Source organism: Streptomyces sp. SJL17-4 (assembly GCF_036826855.1).
GTDB lineage: Bacteria > Actinomycetota > Actinomycetes > Streptomycetales > Streptomycetaceae > Streptomyces.
This window is the reverse complement of record NZ_CP104578.1, coordinates 1,483,252-1,500,344: the sequence shown is the minus strand read 5'-3', so window position 1 is coordinate 1,500,344 and position 17,093 is coordinate 1,483,252. Positions and strand designations below refer to the sequence as shown.

Below are 17,093 nucleotides of genomic sequence, written 5' to 3'. Positions count from 1 at the left end.
CTCGGGAGGAGGCCCCGCCGACACGTCGGCGGGGCCTCCTTTCGTTGCGGGCTGCTCAAGACGTCAGACGTCCGCTACGGCTCCACCAGCGTCACCAGGAATTCGCCGGTCCCGCCGATGTTGCCGGCCGCGTCGATCGTGCGGTACTCGATCCTGTGGGTGCCGTAGTCGGGGGTCGCGTCGTCCCACGGCACCGCACGGCTCCGGCCCAGCTTCCCGTACACGAGGTCGTCGATCACCGTGCCGCCCGGTGAGAAGCGGAACGGCGCGTCCGCGTCCGTCGGCCAGCCGTAGTACGTGTACCAGCCGTTGCCGTCGACGCGGAACTGGCTCACCACCGCGCCCTCCTGGTCGTCCCGCGCGGTCAGCCGCATCGTGAACGGCCCGTCGTACACGTACCCGACGGGCCGGCCGTGCCGCCCCACCGTCCGCAGCGGTTCGGAGAGTTCGTACGAGGCCGTGGCCGGACGGGCGTCCACGGTCCAGCTCAACTCCTCGTCCGTACCCGCGATGCGGGCCGTCAGGGTGTGCGTGCCCGTGGTCACGGCGAGTGAACGCAGGTCCAGGTCCCGGTCGTTGGGGCCGGTCGCGACGGGCCGGCCGTCAAGGCGCCAGCGCACGGCCGGGGTTCGGTCCACCGCATGGGTGGTGTCCGCGTGGACGACCGACCGGGCGCCGACCGGCGAGCCGAGGGGAGTGTGGCCGGTGAACGCGGCCGTGGTCCCGTCGCGCACGGTGGTGAGGGCCGGGTCCACCGTCCAGCTGACGGTCCGGGTGAGCGCCGCCGAGGCGCGGACGGCCGGGTCGCGGACGAAGGGCGTCGGGTCGGTGACGGTCGCCGTGAGGGTGTGCGGCCCGGGGGAGAGGCGCAGGGTGCGCAGGTCGACGGTGCGCGCGCCGCGGGTGGGCAGCGTCCGCCCGTCCAGGCGCCAGGTCACGGCGAGCGCGCCGCCCACCGGGTGGAGGGTGTCGACCCACACCGTCCGGTCGGCCCCGATGGGGGAGGTGGCGGGCGTGTGGTCCTGGATCAGGTTCACCTTGGCGGAGATCGCCCGGACCATCACCTCGCGCTCCACCTGGTCGAAGGCGTAGCCGAGGGTCTTCATCAGGGAGTGACGGCTCGGCCGCCAGACGCCCTTCGTGCTGTACAGGCCGCCCTCGTGGCGGCCGATGACACCGCCCGACTCGCTCTCCTCGCCGAGCCAGCGCCACCATTTGGCCCGCTGCTCCAGCATTTGACGCTCGGTCAGCAGCGTGTGGTGGGTGGAGGAGGGCTCCGGGCCGGAGTACGTCCCGCCCGGCACTCCCCGCGCGTAGTAGTCGTACTCGTCCTGGAGGCCGCCGAGCGAATGGCCTATCTCGTGCGGGGTGATGAGGGAGGAGAGCGCGTTGCCGCCGGACGCGGTGGCGTAACTGCCGCCCGCGCCGCCGTAGGTGGAGCTGTGGGCGAGGGCGACGATCTGCCGGTTGGCGGCGCTCGTGCCCGGGACGAGATCGGCGAGAGCCGCGGCCTTCCGGCTGTCGACGGTCAGCAGCCGCTGCACGCTGTTCGGATCGCAGCCGCCCCAGAACCCCATGTCGAGCGCCGTTTCGCGGGCGGGGGCGTCCAGGCCGGGGTCGCAGTCGACACCCGACTCGACCGAAGGGGCCTCCACCGCCCAGACGTTGATGTACGAGCGGTAGGAGGCGAAGGGCTCGATGCTCCACAGGGTGCTCAGATGCCGGTCGAGGTCCGCGCGGAACGCCGGCATCTCCGCCGCGGTGTAGCCGTCGCCCATGAACACCAGGTTGAACCGCCGGTCCGCGGGCCCGGTGGTCTGGACGGGGACGACGGCCGGTCCGTCACCGGGCGTCGGCGTCTCGGCCGCCGCCGGTACGGTTCCCACCAGACCGGCGGCCAGCAGGCAGACCGCGACGACGCGGGCCACCTCTCGTCGAACTCCCGTGCGCTGTGAGGTCATGGGGCGCGAGCCTAGGCCGCGCCCCCACTCTCGTAAAGTTGTTCGTCAGCCGTATGTTTCCGCGACAGCTGCGCCGTCGCCCGCCGCCGTCTCAGTGCCGTAGGTACGCCAGACCCGCGTGCTCCGCCGTGTAGCCGTCCACCAGGCGGCGGGCCACCGTCACCGAGTCGACCAGCGGATGGAGGGCGAAGGCCTTGACGGCGGTCGCCCGCGAACCGCTCTCCGCCGCCGCGAGGACCTCCCGCTCCACCGCCTTCACCGCCGTCACCAGGCCGACCGCGTGGTACGGCAGCGGGGACACCGCGACCGGATGGGCGCCGTTCGCGTCCACGAAGCAGGGCACCTCGATCACCGCGTCCGCGTCGAGCGCGGCGAGGGTCGCGCCGTTGCGGACGTTGAGGATCAGCGTGGCCCGCTCACCCCGCGCGATGGCCCGCATGAGAGCCAGCGCCACCTTCTCGTAACCGCCCGACTCCAGGTCCTCCTCGTCGCGCTCCCCGATCCCGGCTGCCTCCCGGTTGGCCGCCATGTAGGTGGCCTCCCGGTCGGCGAGCGTACGGTGCCAGGCGGCGAGGGCCGGAGTGTCGGGCTTCCCCATCTCCTGGTAGAAGGCGCCCTGTTGATCGCGCAGATAGGCGCCGCGGGTCCGCTCGGCCGACCGGTAGGCCTGCACGGCCTCCCGGTTGAAGTAGTAGTAGTGCAGGTACTCGTTGGGGATCGCGCCCAGTGAGCGCAGCCACTCCGGGCCGAAGAGCCTGCCCTCCTCGAAGGAACCGAGCGCCTCCTCGTCGGCGAGCAGCCGCGGCAGCTCGTCCCGGCCGTCGATCCGCAACCCCCGCAGCCAGCCGAGGTGGTTGAGACCCACGTAGTCGATCCAGGCCCTGTCCGGGTCGGCGCCCAGGATGCGGGCGACCCGGCGCCCGAGACCGACGGGGGAGTCGCAGATGCCGACGACCCGGTCGCCGAGGATCCGAGACATCGCCTCCGTGACGAGGCCTGCCGGGTTGGTGAAGTTGATGACCCAGGCGTCCGGGGCGAGTTCGGCGACCCTGCGCGCGATGTGCACCGCGACCGGCACGGTCCGCAGCCCGTACGCGATGCCGCCGGCGCCCACCGTCTCCTGGCCGAGCACCCCCTCGGCGAGCGCGATCCGCTCGTCCGCGGCCCTGCCCTCCAGACCGCCGACCCGGATCGCGGAGAACACGAAGTCGGCGCCGCGCAGCGCCTCGTCGAGATCCGTCGTCGCCGTGACACCGGGCGCGTCCGGCACCCCCTCGCCCTGCTCCGCCAGGACCCTGGCGATGGCCGAGAGCCGCCCCTCGTCGAGGTCGTACAGGGTGACCTGGGTGACCCGCCCCTCGGCGTGATCGCCGAGGAGAGCGCCGTACACCAGCGGCACCCGGAATCCGCCGCCTCCGAGAATCGTCAGTTTCATGCTCGTACGCTACTCGGACGCGCCCTCTGAGCAGCGGGATTCCGCTCGGGCGTCCACGTGGCCGTCCACATGCCGGGCGTCTCGCGGGGCCTGCGGTGGGGGACAATGGCGGCATGTCCCGACGCAAGACCCGCCCCCGTACGTCCCCGGCCCGCCCGGCCGCGCCGTCCGTTCCCTCCGTCACCCCGGAGTCACCCTGCCCGTGCGGGCTCGACGCCTCGTACGGCGCGTGCTGCGGCCACTTCCACACGGGGACGGGCGGCAGCGCGCCGACCGCCGAACTGCTCATGCGCTCCCGTTACAGCGCCTTCGTCGTCCGCGACGAGGCCTATCTGCTGCGCAGCTGGGCGCCGGAGACCCGGCCCGGAGAGGTCGACTTCGACCCGGGGATGCGCTGGACCGGCCTGGAGATCGAGTCGGCCACCGACGGCACCGCCTTCCACCAGCACGGCACCGTCACCTTCACCGCGCGCTACGTCCAGGGCGGCGAGCCCGGCGCGATGCACGAGCGGAGCCGCTTCGCCCGCCACGAGGGTGCCTGGGTGTACGTGGACGGCGACGTCAGCGCGTAGCCGGCGGCCGGCCGGCCGGCAGTCGACAGACTGGGGGGCGACGGGCGGTGGGCGACGGGTCGGCCGGACACCGCTTCCGCGCGGTCCGCGTCAGACGCCGGTGGTCCGGCTCAGTGCGCGTCCGCCGTCGCTGTCGAGCGACCGGTCGGGAAGTCCGTTCGCGAGGTCCTCGGCGACGACCTTCTTGGCGATGGCGTCCGTCGCCACCCGCAGTTCGGGTCCGCTGGGCCGACCGCTCTCCTGCTCGACGCGGTCGGACAGCCAGTCGCCCCACGCGTGCGTGATGACGTCCGCCTCGCGCTTGCCCGCCGGGGTGTGGGAGAGCAGATGGCCGTCACGGGTCAGGAAGCCCTCGTCGACCATCCGGTCGAAGACCGGCAGCAGCACCTCGGGCGGGACCCGCCGCCCCGCCGAGATCAGTCCCAGGCTCGCGTGGCCGACCGTCCGTGTGTAGAGCTCGACCTGCATCACCGCCCACGCCCCGGCGGTGTCGAGCCGTGTGTCGGAGACGTCGAGGATCCGCCGTGCGGTGGTGAGGTCGATCCGGCGCATGATCCTGCCCACGGCCAGTTCCAGGTGCTGTGCGGAGTCGCCCGACGAGGTGGGTGAGGCGAAGCCCTCGCCCATGTCGGGCGCGGCGGCGCGCGCCGAGTCGCGGAGCGTCACCTGCTTGAGGAAGAGCGCGACGACGAAGCCGACGGCGGCGACCGGCACCGTCCAGAGGAAGACGGTGTGGAGGGTGTCGGCGTAGGCGTTGACGATGGGTTCCGCTACCTGCTCCAGCAGGCCGTGCACGCCGTCCGGGCTCTGCGCCGCCTGCGCGACATCTGACGGGTCCAGGCCCAGGCTCCCGGCGACGGCCGAGGCCTCCCCGACCCCGGCCCTGAGGTTGGGCGTGAGGGAGTTGACGTAGATCGTGCCGAAGACGGCGGTGCCGAAGGAGCTGCCGAGCGTACGGAAGAAGGTGACGCCGGAGGTGGCGGTGCCGAGGTCGGCGTATTCGACGGTGTTCTGCACGGCGATGGTGAGGACCTGCATGCACAGGCCGATGCCGACGCCGAGCACGAACATGTACAGCGACGCGAGCCAGGTGCTGGTCCCCGGCTCCATCAGCGAGAGCAGATAGAGCCCGAGGCCCATCACCAGACAGCCGACGATCGGGAAGATCCGGTAGTGGCCGGTCTTGCTGACCACGTTGCCGCTGAAGATGGACGCGATGAGCAGGCCGACGACCATGGGGAGGGTGCGGATGCCGGAGACCGTCGCCGAATCCCCGTCCACGTACTGGAGGTACGTCGGCAGGAACGTCATCGCGCCGAGCATGGCGAAGCCGACGACGAAGCTCAGCACCGAGCAGACGGTGAAGACCGGATTGCCGAACAGCCGCATGGGCAACATGGGTTCGGCCGCACGGGTCTCCACCCAGCAGAACAGGCCGAGCGCGATGACACCGCCGACGAACAGCCCGATGATGACGCCGGACGTCCAGGCGTACTCGTTGCCGCCCCAACTGGTCGCCAGGATCAGGGCGCTGGCTCCGGCGGCGACCAGCGCGATGCCCGCGTAGTCGATGATCGGCTTGCTCGCCGACCGGACGGACGGGATCGTGCGGGCGGCGGCGATCACGACCAGGATCGCGATGGGCACATTGACGTAGAAGGCCCAGCGCCAGCTGAGATGGTCGGTGAACAGGCCCCCGAGCAGCGGGCCGATGACGGTGGAGACCCCGAACACGGCCCCGATCGCGCCCTGGTACTTGCCGCGTTCGCGCAGCGGGATCACATCGGCGATGAGCGCCATCGAGGTGACCATCAGGCCGCCCGCGCCGATGCCCTGGAGGCCGCGCCAGACGATCAGCAGCGTCATGTTGGTGGCGAGGCCGCAGAGGAACGAGCCCGTGATGAAGACGATCGCCGAGATCTGGAAGATCACCTTGCGGCCGAAGAGATCGCCGAACTTGCCGACGAGGACGGTCGCGACGGTCTCGGCCAGCAGGTAGGCGGTGACCACCCACGACATGTGGGCGGCGCCGCCGAGGTCCGAGACGATCGTGGGCAGGGCGGTGCCGACGATCGTCTGGTCGAGCGCGGCGAGGAGGACACCCAGCATGATCGTGCCGAAGACGATGTTGCGGCGGCGGCGGTCGAGCACGGGTGGCTCGGAGGCGGCCGGGGCCGGGGGCGCGGGCGCTGCGTCGCTGGTCGTGGTCACTCTCGCAGCGTCACATCGGCCCCGACCGGGTGCATGCGGGGGACGGCCGAACGGGCGGACCGGTGGGGAGCGGCCCGGCCGGAGCCGTCAGGGCGTGACCGGCAGCTTCGGGTGGTGCTTGGCGAGGATCTTGTTGGCCCGCGCGAGCGCGGCGAGCGCGTGCTCCCGGTCCGCCCGGTCCTCCGCGCAGAGCGGCCCCCGGAAGCGGTACACCTCGCGCGCCGCGCAGTCCGCGTCGATCTCGGCCTGGAGGACGTGCAGCGGCAGGCAGGAGCCGATCAGCGCGGCCACACGGTCGGGGATCGGGACGGGTACGAGGCGGGAGGGTGAGGTGATCACGGGTCAGTCCTAGTGGGTCCGGGAAGCGTACGGAAGGGTCTGCTCTCCATACGTACCGGATCGCCGTACGGGTTCAGGCACGGCGATGTCGCGGTGGGGCAACGGCCCGACGGCGCTCAGGAGGGGCATGCGGGAGTCCGGGCGGGGGAGCGGGCACGGCCCGCGGGGCGCGACCGGGGACGTTCTCGCAGGTACGGGGCCGGGAGGCCGCCGCAGGATTGTTCACCGTCCCTGCGTATCGACCGTACGTCCGACGAATCCATGGTCGACGAGGGGGTGTTGGCGTCGACGGGGCGCTCGCCGAATGTGAAGCATCTCACTCGACGGATCGGCGTCCTCCGGACAGCGTCCGGACGCTAGGTCAGGATCTCGGACAGGTCGTACGAGACCGGCTCGTCCAGCTGTCCGTACCCGCACGACTCCGGCGTCCGGTCCGGACGCCACCGCTTGAACTGGGCCGTGTGCCGGAAGCGGTCGCCCTCCATGTGGTCGTACCCGACCTCGCAGACCCGCTCGGGCCGCAGCGCCACCCACGACAGGTCCTTCTTTCCCGACCAGCGGCTCGGCGCACCCGGCAGTCGCGCGCCCGCGTGCGCCGCCTCCTCAGCCCAGGCCGCCCAGGGGTGCCCGTCCGGCGGGTCCATCCGGAGCGGTTCGAGCTCCTCGATCAGCTCGGCCCGCCGCTGCGCGGTGAACGCCGCGCACACGCCGACGTGCTGGAGGGCGCCCTTGTCGTCGTACAGGCCGAGGAGCAGCGAGCCGACCACCGGTCCGCTCTTGTGGAAGCGGTAGCCGGCCACCACGACGTCCGCCGTCCGTTCGTGCTTGATCTTGTACATGAGGCGGGCGTCCGGGCGGTACGGCAGGTCGAGCGGCTTGGCGATCACCCCGTCGAGACCCGCGCCCTCGTACTGCTCGAACCAGCGGGCGGCGAGCTCGACGTCCCGGGTCGCCGGCGCCAGATGGACCGGCGCGTCCACCCCGGCGAGCATCCGCTCCAGGGCCTCCCGGCGCTCGCTCAGCGGAGTGTTGAGCAGCGAGTCGTCCCCGAGGGCGAGCAGATCGAAGGCGACGAACAGCGCGGGGGTGGTCTCGGCCAGCATGCGGACCCGGGATTCCGCCGGATGGATCCGCTCGCTCAGCCGGTCGAAGTCGAGATGGCCGTCGTGCTCGATGACGATCTCCCCGTCGACCACGCAGCGCTCCGGCAGCCGGGCCGCGAGCGCCTCGACCAGCTCGGGGAAGTAGCGGGTGAGCGGCTTGCCGGTACGGCTGCCGATGACGAGCTCCGGCCCGTCGCGGTGCACGATCGCGCGGAAGCCGTCCCACTTCGCCTCGTACTGCATCCCGGGTGGGATCCGCTTCACCGACTTGGCGAGCATCGGTTTCACGGGCGGCATCACCGGAAGATCCATGAGGCGATTGTCCGGTATGCGGGACTTGTCGGCGAGCCCTAGGCTGACCGGCATGGCAGGCAAGGCGGCAGCGGTGGAACTGGAAGTCGGCGACCGGACCGTACGCGTGTCCAATCCGGACAAGGTGTACTTCCCCGAACCCGGTTACACCAAGCTCGACATGGTCAGCTACTACCTGGCCGTCGGCGACGGCATCACACGCGCCCTGCGCGACCGCCCCACGACCCTGGAGCGCTACCCCGACGGGGTGACCGGCGAGTCCTTCTTCCAGAAGCGGGCCCCCAAGTACCTTCCCGACTGGATCCCGACCGCCCACATCACCTTCCCCAGTGGCCGCTCGGCCGACGAGATGTGCCCCACCGAACCGGCGGCCGTCCTCTGGGCCGCCAACCTCGGCGCCGTCACCTTCCATCCCTGGCCGGTACGCCGGGACGACACCGACCACCCCGACGAACTCCGCATCGATCTCGACCCGCAGCCCGGCACGGACTACGCGGACGCCGTACGCGCCGCCCATGAACTGCGGGCCGTCCTCGACGAGCACGGACTGCGCGGCTGGCCGAAGACCTCCGGCGGGCGAGGCATCCATGTCTTCGTCCCGATCCTGCCGAACTGGACGTTCACACAGGTCAGGCGGGCGGCGATCGCCTGTGGGCGGGAGCTGGAGCGGCGCATGCCGGAGGAGGTCACCATCAAGTGGTGGAAGGAGGAGCGCGGCGAGCGGATCTTCGTCGACTACAACCAGACCGCCCGGGACCGCACGATCGCCTCCGCCTACTCCGTACGCCCGCGAGCGCACGCGCCCGTGTCGGCGCCGCTGCGCTGGGACGAGGTCGACGACGCCGTGCCGCAGGACTTCGACATCAGGACGATGCCGGTCCGGTACGCCGAAGTGGGCGACGTCCACGCCGACATGGACGACGAACGGTTCAGCCTGGAGTCCCTGCTCGAACTGGCGCGGCGGGACGAGGCGGAGCACGGCCTCGGAGACCTGCCGTACCCGCCGGAGTATCCGAAGATGCCGGGGGAGCCGAAGCGTGTGCAGCCGAGCCGGGCGAAGAAGGAGCCGGAGGAATCGGCGGATTGAGGCAGGTAGGCAGGTAGGCAGGTAGGCAGGTAGGCAGGTAGGCAGGTAGGTAGGGCGGGTCGGTGTCTCCGGGTGGGCGCCGACCCGCCCCTTCTTTCACTCTAAAACAACACGAACGATCGTGCTAGCATTTTTCCATCACCAGGATGCAGACCCCACAGGACGACCGAGGAGATCCCGGCATGTACCCGATGGCCCCGCTCATCCGCACCGCCCTGAACGCCACCGCCCGCGTCGCCCCCGCAGCGGCCGGGCGCTGGGCCTTCGGCCTCTTCGTCCGACCGCTCGGCCGAGCACGGCTGAAACCGGAGGAGCAGGCGCTCTTCGCCGCCGCCCGCACCGGGCACCTCCAGGTCCGAGGCAAGGACGTCGTCACGTACGCCTGGGGTGACGGCCGCCGGCCCCTCCTGCTCGTCCACGGCTGGTCCTCGCGCGCCTCCCGGCTCACCGCCTTCGCCGAAGCGCTGTTGGAACGCGGTTACAGCCCCGTCGCCTTCGACGCTCCCGGCCACGGCGAATCCCCGGGGCGAGCCAGCAACATCGTCGAATACCGGGAGATCATCCGGGAGTTGCACGCGCGACACGGCGACTTCGACGCCGTCCTCGCCCATTCCTTCGGCGCCCTCGCCTCCCTCTTCGCCCTCCGGGACGGCGTCCGCACGGCCCGTTTCGTCGGCATCGGCGGTGTCGGCTCCTTCGACCTGCTGATCAAGGGCTTCCAGACCGGCCTCGGCGTGGACGACCGGGTCATCCGGTGCATGCGCGACCATGTGGAGCGGCGGGTCGCGCCGGGCGAACCCGGCATCTGGGACCGCTTCGGCGCGGACCGCGACCCCGGTGAACTCGGCGCGCCCGTCCTGCTGTTCCACGACGAGGGCGACGACATGGTGCCGCTCGTCCACTCGCGGCGGCTCGCGCGCGCCCACGGCGACCGGGCACGGCTCGTCGTCACCCAGGGGCTCGGCCACCGGCGCATCCTGCTGGATCCGGACGTCGTCGGCGGCGCGGTGGACTTCCTGACGGCTCCGGCGGGTGAACCGTCGGAGGGGGAGCGGGTCGTCGCGAGCTGAGAGGGGAGGGGTGTGGGGCGTGGGGCGCGGTCGGCCTTTTCGGCGCCCCGTCCGGTTATCCGGCGTCGAGGCCGTCCCTGCCCCTGTCCGTGGCCGAGGCGCGCAGCCGGGCGGTGATCCCCCGCTCGGCACGCTCGTACGTGTGTACATCGCCGAGCAGCACGGAATGCGCGTTGGCCGCCTCCATGAGCGCGATCACCTCGAAGGCCAACTGCTCCACATCCAGATCGTCGACGAAGTCGCCCACGGCCTGAGCCTCCGTCAAAGACCTTTCCACGTAAGCGGTCCAGTCGCGTCGGGCCTGGGCGACGGCGTCGTGGACCGGGCCCGTACGGGCGTCGAACTCGGCCGAGACCGCGTAGAAGAAGCAGCCACCGGCGAAGACCCGGTCCGAGGAGTACGCCAGCCAGTTCCGGCACAGCTCGCGCACGCGCCGCGCCCCCGGCGGCACGTCCTTCAGAGGGGTGATGACGTTCTCGGCGAAGACGGCGGCGGCGGCCCTGATCGTGGAGAGCTGGAGCTCCTCCTTCGAGCCGAAGAGGGCGAAGACGCCGCTCTTGCTCAGCTGGAGCTCGGTGGCGATCCGGCCCAGGGAGAGGCCGTCGAGCCCTTCGACCGAGGCGATGTCCATGGTCCGCCCGAGCACGAGCCGCCGGGTCTGGTTCCCACGCTCGACGCGCCCGTCCGTCTTCGTACCCGTGTCGCTCATCTCGCCATCCTACTGAACGCACGACCGTGCGGATACTTTGCCGCCCGCCGCCCGCCGCCCGCCGCCCGCCGCCCGCCGCCCGCCGCCCGCCCCGGGGGGCGTACGGGCTAGCCGGTCCGTTCGCCAGGGTCCCGTCGCTCCCCCGGGGCGAGGAGCAGCACCTCCAGGGCGCGGGCGCAGGCCCGAGCCTGTGCGACGTACCAGTCGAGCCGGGCGTCGGTGATCAGCTCGGGGGTCGCCCGCACCGCGAGCGCGAAGCGCGCGTGCCCCGTCCGCTCCAGGACCGGCACGGCCACGGTGCGCACCCCGTGGGCCGACTCGCCGTCGTCGAGGGCGTACCCGGCCTCCCGTACGCGGGCCAACTCGCCGGTCGGCGCGGGGGGTTCCACGGCGGTCCGCTCGGTGAACGCGTACAGCGGCGGCAGCGAGCGCGGGCCTGCCTCGCCCGCCCGGGGCCACGCCAGCAGCACCTTGCCGAGCGCCGTGGAGTGCAGCGGCCGGCGCAGCCCGACCCTCGGGGTCACCGAGCCGCCCGCCACGATCACCACGTGCGGGCCGCTGCGCAGGGCCAGGTCGGCCGTGGCGCCGGTCCGTTCGGCGAGATCGGACAGCTCGGGCGCGGCCAGATGAAGTCCCCGCTGGTGGTACGAGAGCCGCCCCAGCTCCGTCATCGCCGGGCCGAGCCGGTAGCGGGCGGTCCGGACGTCCTGTTCCAGGAATCCCGCGCCGAGCAGGGTCCGGGCGAGCCGGTGCGCGGTGGACGTGGAGAGCCCGAGCCGTCGCGCGAGGTCGGAGGCGCTCAGGTCGGGCCCGTTGTCGTGGAAACAGTGCAGTACATCCAGTGCGCGGCGGACCGCCTGGGCGCCCGCCGGGGGTCGGACGGTGCCGGCCTCGGTCGTCATAGGATTCGCTCCCCGTGGGTGATCGGGCTCCCACGCTCCCACATGGCGGGAGCCGAATCAGGGCCTGGGCAAGGTCGGAAACACGCCGTTCATACGCGATCCCACATGGTGGGAGGCAAGGTGAGGGCTGCGGACCTTGGGCAGCGGGGTTCCGGCCGGCAAAGAGTTTCGGCGCGCCGCGTTGCAAACGGCCGCGAACATCGCATTGATCGAACGTTGATGGCTCGTTTACGGCCCTCCGGCAGCGTGTACGCCATGCAGACCTACACCACCGTACTGACCGCACCGGAGCCCGACATGTCCTGGCAGGAGACCGCTCTGTGTGCTCAGGCCGGGCCGGAGTTCTTCTTCCCGGCGCCGGGCTCGTCCACCCGCGAGGCCAAGCAGCTGTGCGGCGCCTGCGAGGGGCGCGTGGCGTGCCTGGAGTACGCGCTGAGCAACGACGAGCGGTTCGGAGTGTGGGGCGGGCTCTCCGAGAAGGAGCGGTTCCGTCTCAAGCGCCGAGAGGGCTGAGCGGGGGCGCGGACGCCTCGGCGCGGGGGTACGAGGGGTCCGGGGGGGCGCGGCGATGCGGACGCAGCGAGCGGGCGCATCGAGGCGGACGACACGAGACGGGCGCGGCAGGCTGATCAGCCTGCCGCGCCCGTCTCGTGTCGTCGTTCGCTCAGCCTGCCGCGCGGGCGGCCATGCGGGCCTTGCGGGCGGCGAGCTTCTCGTCGAACTTGCTGGCCTCGGAGTCCAGGCCGTTCATGTACAGCCCCAGCTCCTCCTGCGCCTGCAGCCCCTCCGGCCCGAGGCCCTCGATCTGGAGGACCTTCAGGAAGCGGAGGACGGGCTGGAGCACGTCGTCGTGGTGGATGCGCATGTTGTAGATCTCGCCGATCGCCATCTGCGCCGCCGCCCGCTCGAAGCCGGGCATGCCGTGTCCGGGCATCCGGAAGTTGACCACGACGTCCCGCACGGCCTGCATGGTCAGGTCGGGGGCGAGCTCGAAGGCCGCGCCGAGCAGGTTGCGGTAGAAGACCATGTGCAGGTTCTCGTCGGTGGCGATCCGGGCCAGCATCCGGTCGCACACCGGGTCGCCGGACTGGTGGCCCGTGTTCCGGTGCGAGATGCGGGTCGCGAGCTCCTGGAAGGCGACGTACGCCACCGAGTGCAGCATCGAGTGCCGGTTGTCGGACTCGAAGCCCTCGCTCATGTGCGACATCCGGAACTGCTCCAGCTTGTCCGGGTCGACGGCGCGGGAGGCGAGCAGGTAGTCGCGCATCACGATGCCGTGGCGGCCCTCCTCGGCGGTCCAGCGGTGCACCCAGGTGCCCCAGGCGCCGTCGCGGCCGAAGAGGCTGGCGATCTCGTGGTGGTAGCTCGGCAGGTTGTCCTCGGTGAGCAAGTTGACGACGAGGGCGATCTTGCCGATGTCGGTCACCTTGGACTGGGACGGGTCCCAGGCCTCGCCGTCCTCGAAGAAGCCGGGGAAGTTCCGGCCGTCGGACCACGGCACGTACTCGTGCGGCATCCAGTCCTTGGTGACCTTGAGGTGCCGGTTGAGTTCCTTCTCCACGACCTCTTCCAGCGCGTGGAGGAGCCGCGCGTCGGTCCACCCTGTCGAGCTGCCGAGGTGGGGAGAGGTGAGTGTCACGGGGACTCCTGGGGACGGAGAAGGGCATACGGGCATACCTACGGATTCGTAGGTTACGAGACCGTAGGTTAAGGCTCCGTAAGGCGTCGGCCAAGCCCGTCCCGGCGATGTCCGGTTACGTTCCGTTATGTGTGCTGCTCCGATGGGGTGCCGGAGACACAGGTCACGTCCTGGGCGCCCTGTGCAGGTGGTTCCGACGACTACGCAGAGCAGGCGTCCGACGGCTCGGCGCAGTCGGCCGACGGCCCGAAGCGGATGGCTTTCCGGCGCGTGTCCGGCGGCTGCCCGGCCGCTCAGAGCAGATGGTCCGCGGCGCCGGCCTTCACCGCGCAGATCAGCGCCCGCAGCGCCTCCACCGAGTCGCTGACGTACGCGCCGGGGGCCAGGGTCGAGCCGATGTACGCCCGGCCCGCGTCGTCGAGGCCGAACCGGAAGCAGTTGGCGCCCTCGCTGCAGAAGGCCTCGTCCCATTCGATCTCGACGGCGGGGCGGGCGGCCCGGGGGGCGGGGACGCCGGCCGCGACGGCGGAGGTGCGGGCGGCGACGGCGGTCGTGAGGTTCATGGTGTGGGGGATCCTTCACAGTTCCTGGGCGGCGGTGCGGACGAACGCGCGTGAGTCTTCCGTGGGCAGGGCGAGCGCGCGCAGTCGGTCCAACAGGTCCCGGTATCGGCGTAGTTGCATATCGGTATCGAGGAGGAGGGAGCCGTGGGACGAGTCGAGCTGCACGGTGTCGAGCTGCGCCACGGCCGCGGCCACATAGGTGAACGACTGGCCCGCTCCGGGGAAACCCCCCGCGGTGAAGGGGATGACGCGCACGGCGACGTTGTCCCGCTCGGATTGCGCCACGATGTGTTCCAGCTGCTCCCTGGCGACCTTCGGTCCGCCGAACTGCATGCGCAGCGCCGCCTCGTGGATCACCGCCTCGTACGGGACGGGCCGGTCCCGGTCGAGGATCTCCTGGCGGCGGATCCGCAGGGCGAGCCTGGCCTCCAGATCGGGGCCCGGCAGTGGGGGCACGGCCGTGTCGAAGACGGCCCGCGCGTGGTCCTCGGTCTGCAGGATGCCCGGGATGTGGGTGGTGACGGCGGTGTGCAACTCCCGGGCGTGGTGCTCAAGTTCCGCGATGTCGATCAGCGCGGGCGGCAGGAGTCCGCGGTGCTCCTCCCACCAGCCGCGGTCCCGCTCGTGGGCCATCGCGGCGAGGAGGTCGACGAGTCCGGTGTCCGGGCAGCCGTAGTTGAAGGCGAGGGTGCGGACCCGCTCGGGGCTGATGCCGAAGCGGCCCGACTCGATGTTCGGGATACGGGTGCGGTCGACGCCCAGGAGGGCGGCGGCCTGCTGGGCCGACATCCCCGACTGTTCGCGCAGTTTGCGCAGTTCGCTCCCGAGTCGCTGCTGTCGTGCGGTCGGGCTGCTCCTGGGTGGCACGCTCGATCTCCCCTTCGTTGCGTGACGCCGTTATGGCCGGAATGGCATAAGTGCCCACAAGTAGTAGCACTGTGCTCCGGTCGTGCGCTACGGTCGGTAGCGCCAATCTCACACGGGGCTACCGACCGTGTGGAGGGACCCCCCCTGCACCCCCATGCACAGGAAATGTGAGCAACCCGATGAAGGGCGCCCTGCGTTGCCTCCCGTCCGCCGTCGCGGCCGGGCCCATACCCCCCGCCACGGAGAACCTCAGCTACTCCATGCTCCTCCCCGGCGGCGCCTACTGCGCCGGACTCGCGCGCCGGTCGATCGAGTCACTCCTCGACCGGCACGGCCTCGACGACCTCTGCGAGACCGCCGCCCTCGCCGCCTCCGAACTCGTCGCCGCGGCCTACCGGTTCACCCCCGACCGGGAGATGGTCCTGCGCGTCCGCTGGCAGTACGAGGCGCTACGGATCGTGCTGTACGACCAGCATCCGGCCCACCGCTCACCCGGCGCGGCCGAGGAATGCCGCGACCGCCGCAGCCGCAGCATGTGGCTGCTGGCCGCGGCGGTCGACGCGCACGGAGGGGACTGGGGACTCGCCCCCGTCCTCACTCCGGGCGGCGGCACCAAATCCTGGGCGTTACTCCACGGCTAGAGCCGGGAGTGGAGCCGGGGCTGGAGCCGGTCCTACCGAAGGCTCGACGCCGTCCCGCGCACCTCCTCCGCCGTCGTCGGCCGCAGCTCACCGTCGAGCAGCAGCCAGCGGGTGATCCCCAGCGACTCCAGGAACGTCACGTCGTGGCTCGCCACGATCAGCGCCCCTTCGTACGCGTCGAGGGCCGCCGTCAGCTTCCGTACCGATGCCATGTCCAGATTGTTCGTCGGTTCGTCCAGCATCAGCAGCTGTGGAGCCGGCTCCGCGAGGAGCAGCGCCGCGAGCGTCGCCCGGAACCGCTCTCCGCCCGACAGGGTGCCGACGGGCTGATCCGCCCGGGAGCCCCGGAACAGAAACCGTGCCAGCCGCGCCCTGATCGCGTTCCCCGTCGCCGTGGGCGCGAACCGGGCCACGTTCTCCACCACGCTCAACCCGTCGTCGAGGACATCGAGCCGCTGCGGCAGGAAACGGAGCGGCACCCGTGCCTCCGTCTCGCCCGAAAGCGGCTCGAGCTCCCCTGCGATCGTCCGCAGCAGCGTCGTCTTACCAGCGCCGTTCCTGCCGACCAGCGCGATCCGCTCCGGACCGCGCAGTTCGAACTCGCCGGCCACCCGGGCCCCGTACCGCAGCTCCAAGTTCCGCAGGAACAGCACCTCGCGGCCCGGTGGTACCGAGGTGCGCGGCAGTTCGACGCGGATCTCGTCGTCGTCCCGCACCGCCTCCACGGCGGCGTCGAGCCGCTCCCGGGCCTCCGAGAGGCGCTCGGTGTGCAGGGCCTTGTGCTTGCCGGCCGAGACCTGGGCCTCGCTCCTGCGGTTGTTCGCCACGATCTTCGGGACGACCTTGTTCTCGAAGCTCTTCTGCCCGTACCGCTTCCGGCGGGCCAACTTCATCTGGGAGTCGGCGAGTTCCCGCTTCTGTCGCTGGACGTCGGCCTCGGCGACGCGAACCATCCGCTCCGCCGCGTCCTGTTCGGCGGCGAGCGCCGCCTCGTAGTCGGAGTAGGCGCCGCCGTACCAGGCGACGGAGCCGTCCCGCAGATCGGCGATCTGGTCGACGCGCTCCAGGAGTTCACGGTCGTGGCTGACCACGACCAGGACCCCGGACCAGTTCTCCACCGCCTCGTACAGCCGTGCGCGGGCGTGCAGGTCCAGATTGTTGGTCGGCTCGTCGAGGAGCAGCACGTCGGGCCGGGCGAGCAGCAGCGCGGCGAGGCGCAGCAGGACGGACTCCCCGCCCGAGACCTCGCCGACGGTCCGGTCGAGACCGACGGCGCCGAGTCCGAGCTGGTCGAGGGTGGCGCGGGCCCGTTCCTCGACGTCCCAGTCGTCGGCGAGGGCGGTGAAGTGCTCCTCGGCCGCGTCGCCCGCCTCGATGGCGTGCAGCGCAGCCCGCTTCGCGGCGATGCCGAGGATCTCGTCCACGCGCCGGGAGGTGTCCAGGACCAGGTTCTGAGGGAGGTAGCCGAGCTCGCCGGTGACCCGGACCGAGCCGGAAGCCGGGGTCAGCTCGCCGGCGATCAGCTTCAGGAGCGTGGACTTGCCGGAGCCGTTGAGTCCGACGAGCCCGGTACGGCCGGGGCCGACCGTGAGCCGGAAGTCGTCGAAGACCTCGGTGCCGTCGGGCCAGGAGAAGGAGAGCGAGGTGGTGGTGATGAACGTGGGGTGATGCGCCATGGAGGC

General features: G+C 71.5%; 16 protein-coding genes. 5 read left to right on the top strand and 11 right to left on the bottom strand.

From position 1 onward, the window contains the following. Positions 1-74 precede the first annotated feature (74 nt). Complete coding sequence (locus tag N5875_RS06690; protein WP_338492231.1) at positions 75-1,961, bottom strand: M64 family metallopeptidase; 1,887 nt, start codon at positions 1,959-1,961, stop codon at positions 75-77. A gap of 91 nt (positions 1,962-2,052) precedes the next feature. Next, on the bottom strand, positions 2,053-3,396 hold the full coding sequence (locus tag N5875_RS06685; RefSeq protein ID WP_318209733.1) for a 6-phospho-beta-glucosidase: 1,344 nt from the start codon (positions 3,394-3,396) through the stop codon (positions 2,053-2,055). Between the two features lie 113 nt (positions 3,397-3,509). Here N5875_RS06685 and N5875_RS06680 point away from each other — a divergent pair, with 113 nt between their 5' ends. After that, positions 3,510-3,968 (top strand): YchJ family metal-binding protein, encoded by a 459-nt coding sequence (locus N5875_RS06680; RefSeq protein WP_338492229.1) that lies wholly within the window; start codon positions 3,510-3,512, stop codon positions 3,966-3,968. Positions 3,969-4,058: 90 nt separating this feature from the next. Here the strand turns inward: N5875_RS06680 and N5875_RS06675 are convergent, their stop codons facing one another. From N5875_RS06675 to N5875_RS06665, 3 genes are all read right to left on the bottom strand, one after another. Then, entirely contained in the window at positions 4,059-6,179 is a 2,121-nt protein-coding gene (locus tag N5875_RS06675) for an MDR family MFS transporter (RefSeq protein WP_338492228.1), read from the bottom strand. Positions 6,180-6,266: 87 nt separating this feature from the next. Then, entirely contained in the window at positions 6,267-6,515 is a 249-nt protein-coding gene (locus tag N5875_RS06670; RefSeq protein WP_181399417.1) for a hypothetical protein, read from the bottom strand. Positions 6,516-6,874: 359 nt separating this feature from the next. Then, positions 6,875-7,933 (bottom strand): ATP-dependent DNA ligase, encoded by a 1,059-nt coding sequence (locus N5875_RS06665; RefSeq protein WP_338492226.1) that lies wholly within the window; start codon positions 7,931-7,933, stop codon positions 6,875-6,877. A gap of 52 nt (positions 7,934-7,985) precedes the next feature. Here N5875_RS06665 and ligD point away from each other — a divergent pair, with 52 nt between their 5' ends. Both ligD and N5875_RS06655 read left to right on the top strand, forming a co-directional pair. Beyond that, positions 7,986-9,020, top strand: a complete 1,035-nt coding sequence (ligD, locus tag N5875_RS06660) for a non-homologous end-joining DNA ligase (RefSeq protein ID WP_318209729.1) — start codon at positions 7,986-7,988, stop codon at positions 9,018-9,020. A 146-nt stretch (positions 9,021-9,166) separates the two neighbouring features. After that, positions 9,167-10,090, top strand: coding sequence for an alpha/beta hydrolase (locus N5875_RS06655; RefSeq protein WP_338492224.1), 924 nt, complete (start codon positions 9,167-9,169; stop codon positions 10,088-10,090). Positions 10,091-10,145: 55 nt separating this feature from the next. Here N5875_RS06655 and N5875_RS06650 read toward each other — a convergent pair whose 3' ends face one another. Together N5875_RS06650 and N5875_RS06645 are read right to left on the bottom strand one after the other, a co-directional pair. After that, a complete protein-coding gene (locus N5875_RS06650) occupies positions 10,146-10,799 on the bottom strand; it encodes a TetR/AcrR family transcriptional regulator (RefSeq protein WP_338492222.1) in 654 nt (217 codons plus the stop codon). Positions 10,800-10,906: 107 nt separating this feature from the next. Then, positions 10,907-11,701 (bottom strand): IclR family transcriptional regulator, encoded by a 795-nt coding sequence (locus N5875_RS06645; protein WP_318209726.1) that lies wholly within the window; start codon positions 11,699-11,701, stop codon positions 10,907-10,909. A gap of 255 nt (positions 11,702-11,956) precedes the next feature. Here N5875_RS06645 and N5875_RS06640 point away from each other — a divergent pair, with 255 nt between their 5' ends. Then, entirely contained in the window at positions 11,957-12,214 is a 258-nt protein-coding gene (locus N5875_RS06640) for a WhiB family transcriptional regulator (RefSeq protein WP_318209725.1), read from the top strand. 151 nt (positions 12,215-12,365) lie between these two features. Here N5875_RS06640 and N5875_RS06635 read toward each other — a convergent pair whose 3' ends face one another. From N5875_RS06635 to N5875_RS06625, 3 genes are all read right to left on the bottom strand, one after another. Further along, positions 12,366-13,340 carry an acyl-ACP desaturase gene (locus tag N5875_RS06635; protein ID WP_318209724.1) on the bottom strand — a complete coding sequence of 325 codons (975 nt, stop codon included), beginning with the start codon at positions 13,338-13,340 and terminating at the stop codon, positions 12,366-12,368. A 293-nt stretch (positions 13,341-13,633) separates the two neighbouring features. After that, positions 13,634-13,816, bottom strand: a complete 183-nt coding sequence (locus N5875_RS06630; protein ID WP_338499099.1) for a hypothetical protein — start codon at positions 13,814-13,816, stop codon at positions 13,634-13,636. 102 nt (positions 13,817-13,918) lie between these two features. Then, the gene (locus tag N5875_RS06625) at positions 13,919-14,770 is read right to left on the bottom strand and encodes a helix-turn-helix transcriptional regulator (RefSeq protein ID WP_338492220.1); all 852 of its coding nucleotides are present in this window, start codon (positions 14,768-14,770) and stop codon (positions 13,919-13,921) included. Positions 14,771-14,937: 167 nt separating this feature from the next. Here N5875_RS06625 and N5875_RS06620 point away from each other — a divergent pair, with 167 nt between their 5' ends. Next, a complete protein-coding gene (locus N5875_RS06620; RefSeq protein WP_338492218.1) occupies positions 14,938-15,411 on the top strand; it encodes an ATP-binding protein in 474 nt (157 codons plus the stop codon). 32 nt (positions 15,412-15,443) lie between these two features. On the opposite strand, the gene N5875_RS06615 is transcribed toward N5875_RS06620, so the two are convergent. Further along, a complete protein-coding gene (locus N5875_RS06615; RefSeq protein ID WP_318209720.1) occupies positions 15,444-17,087 on the bottom strand; it encodes an ABC-F family ATP-binding cassette domain-containing protein in 1,644 nt (547 codons plus the stop codon). Between the last annotated feature and the right edge of the window lie 6 nt (positions 17,088-17,093).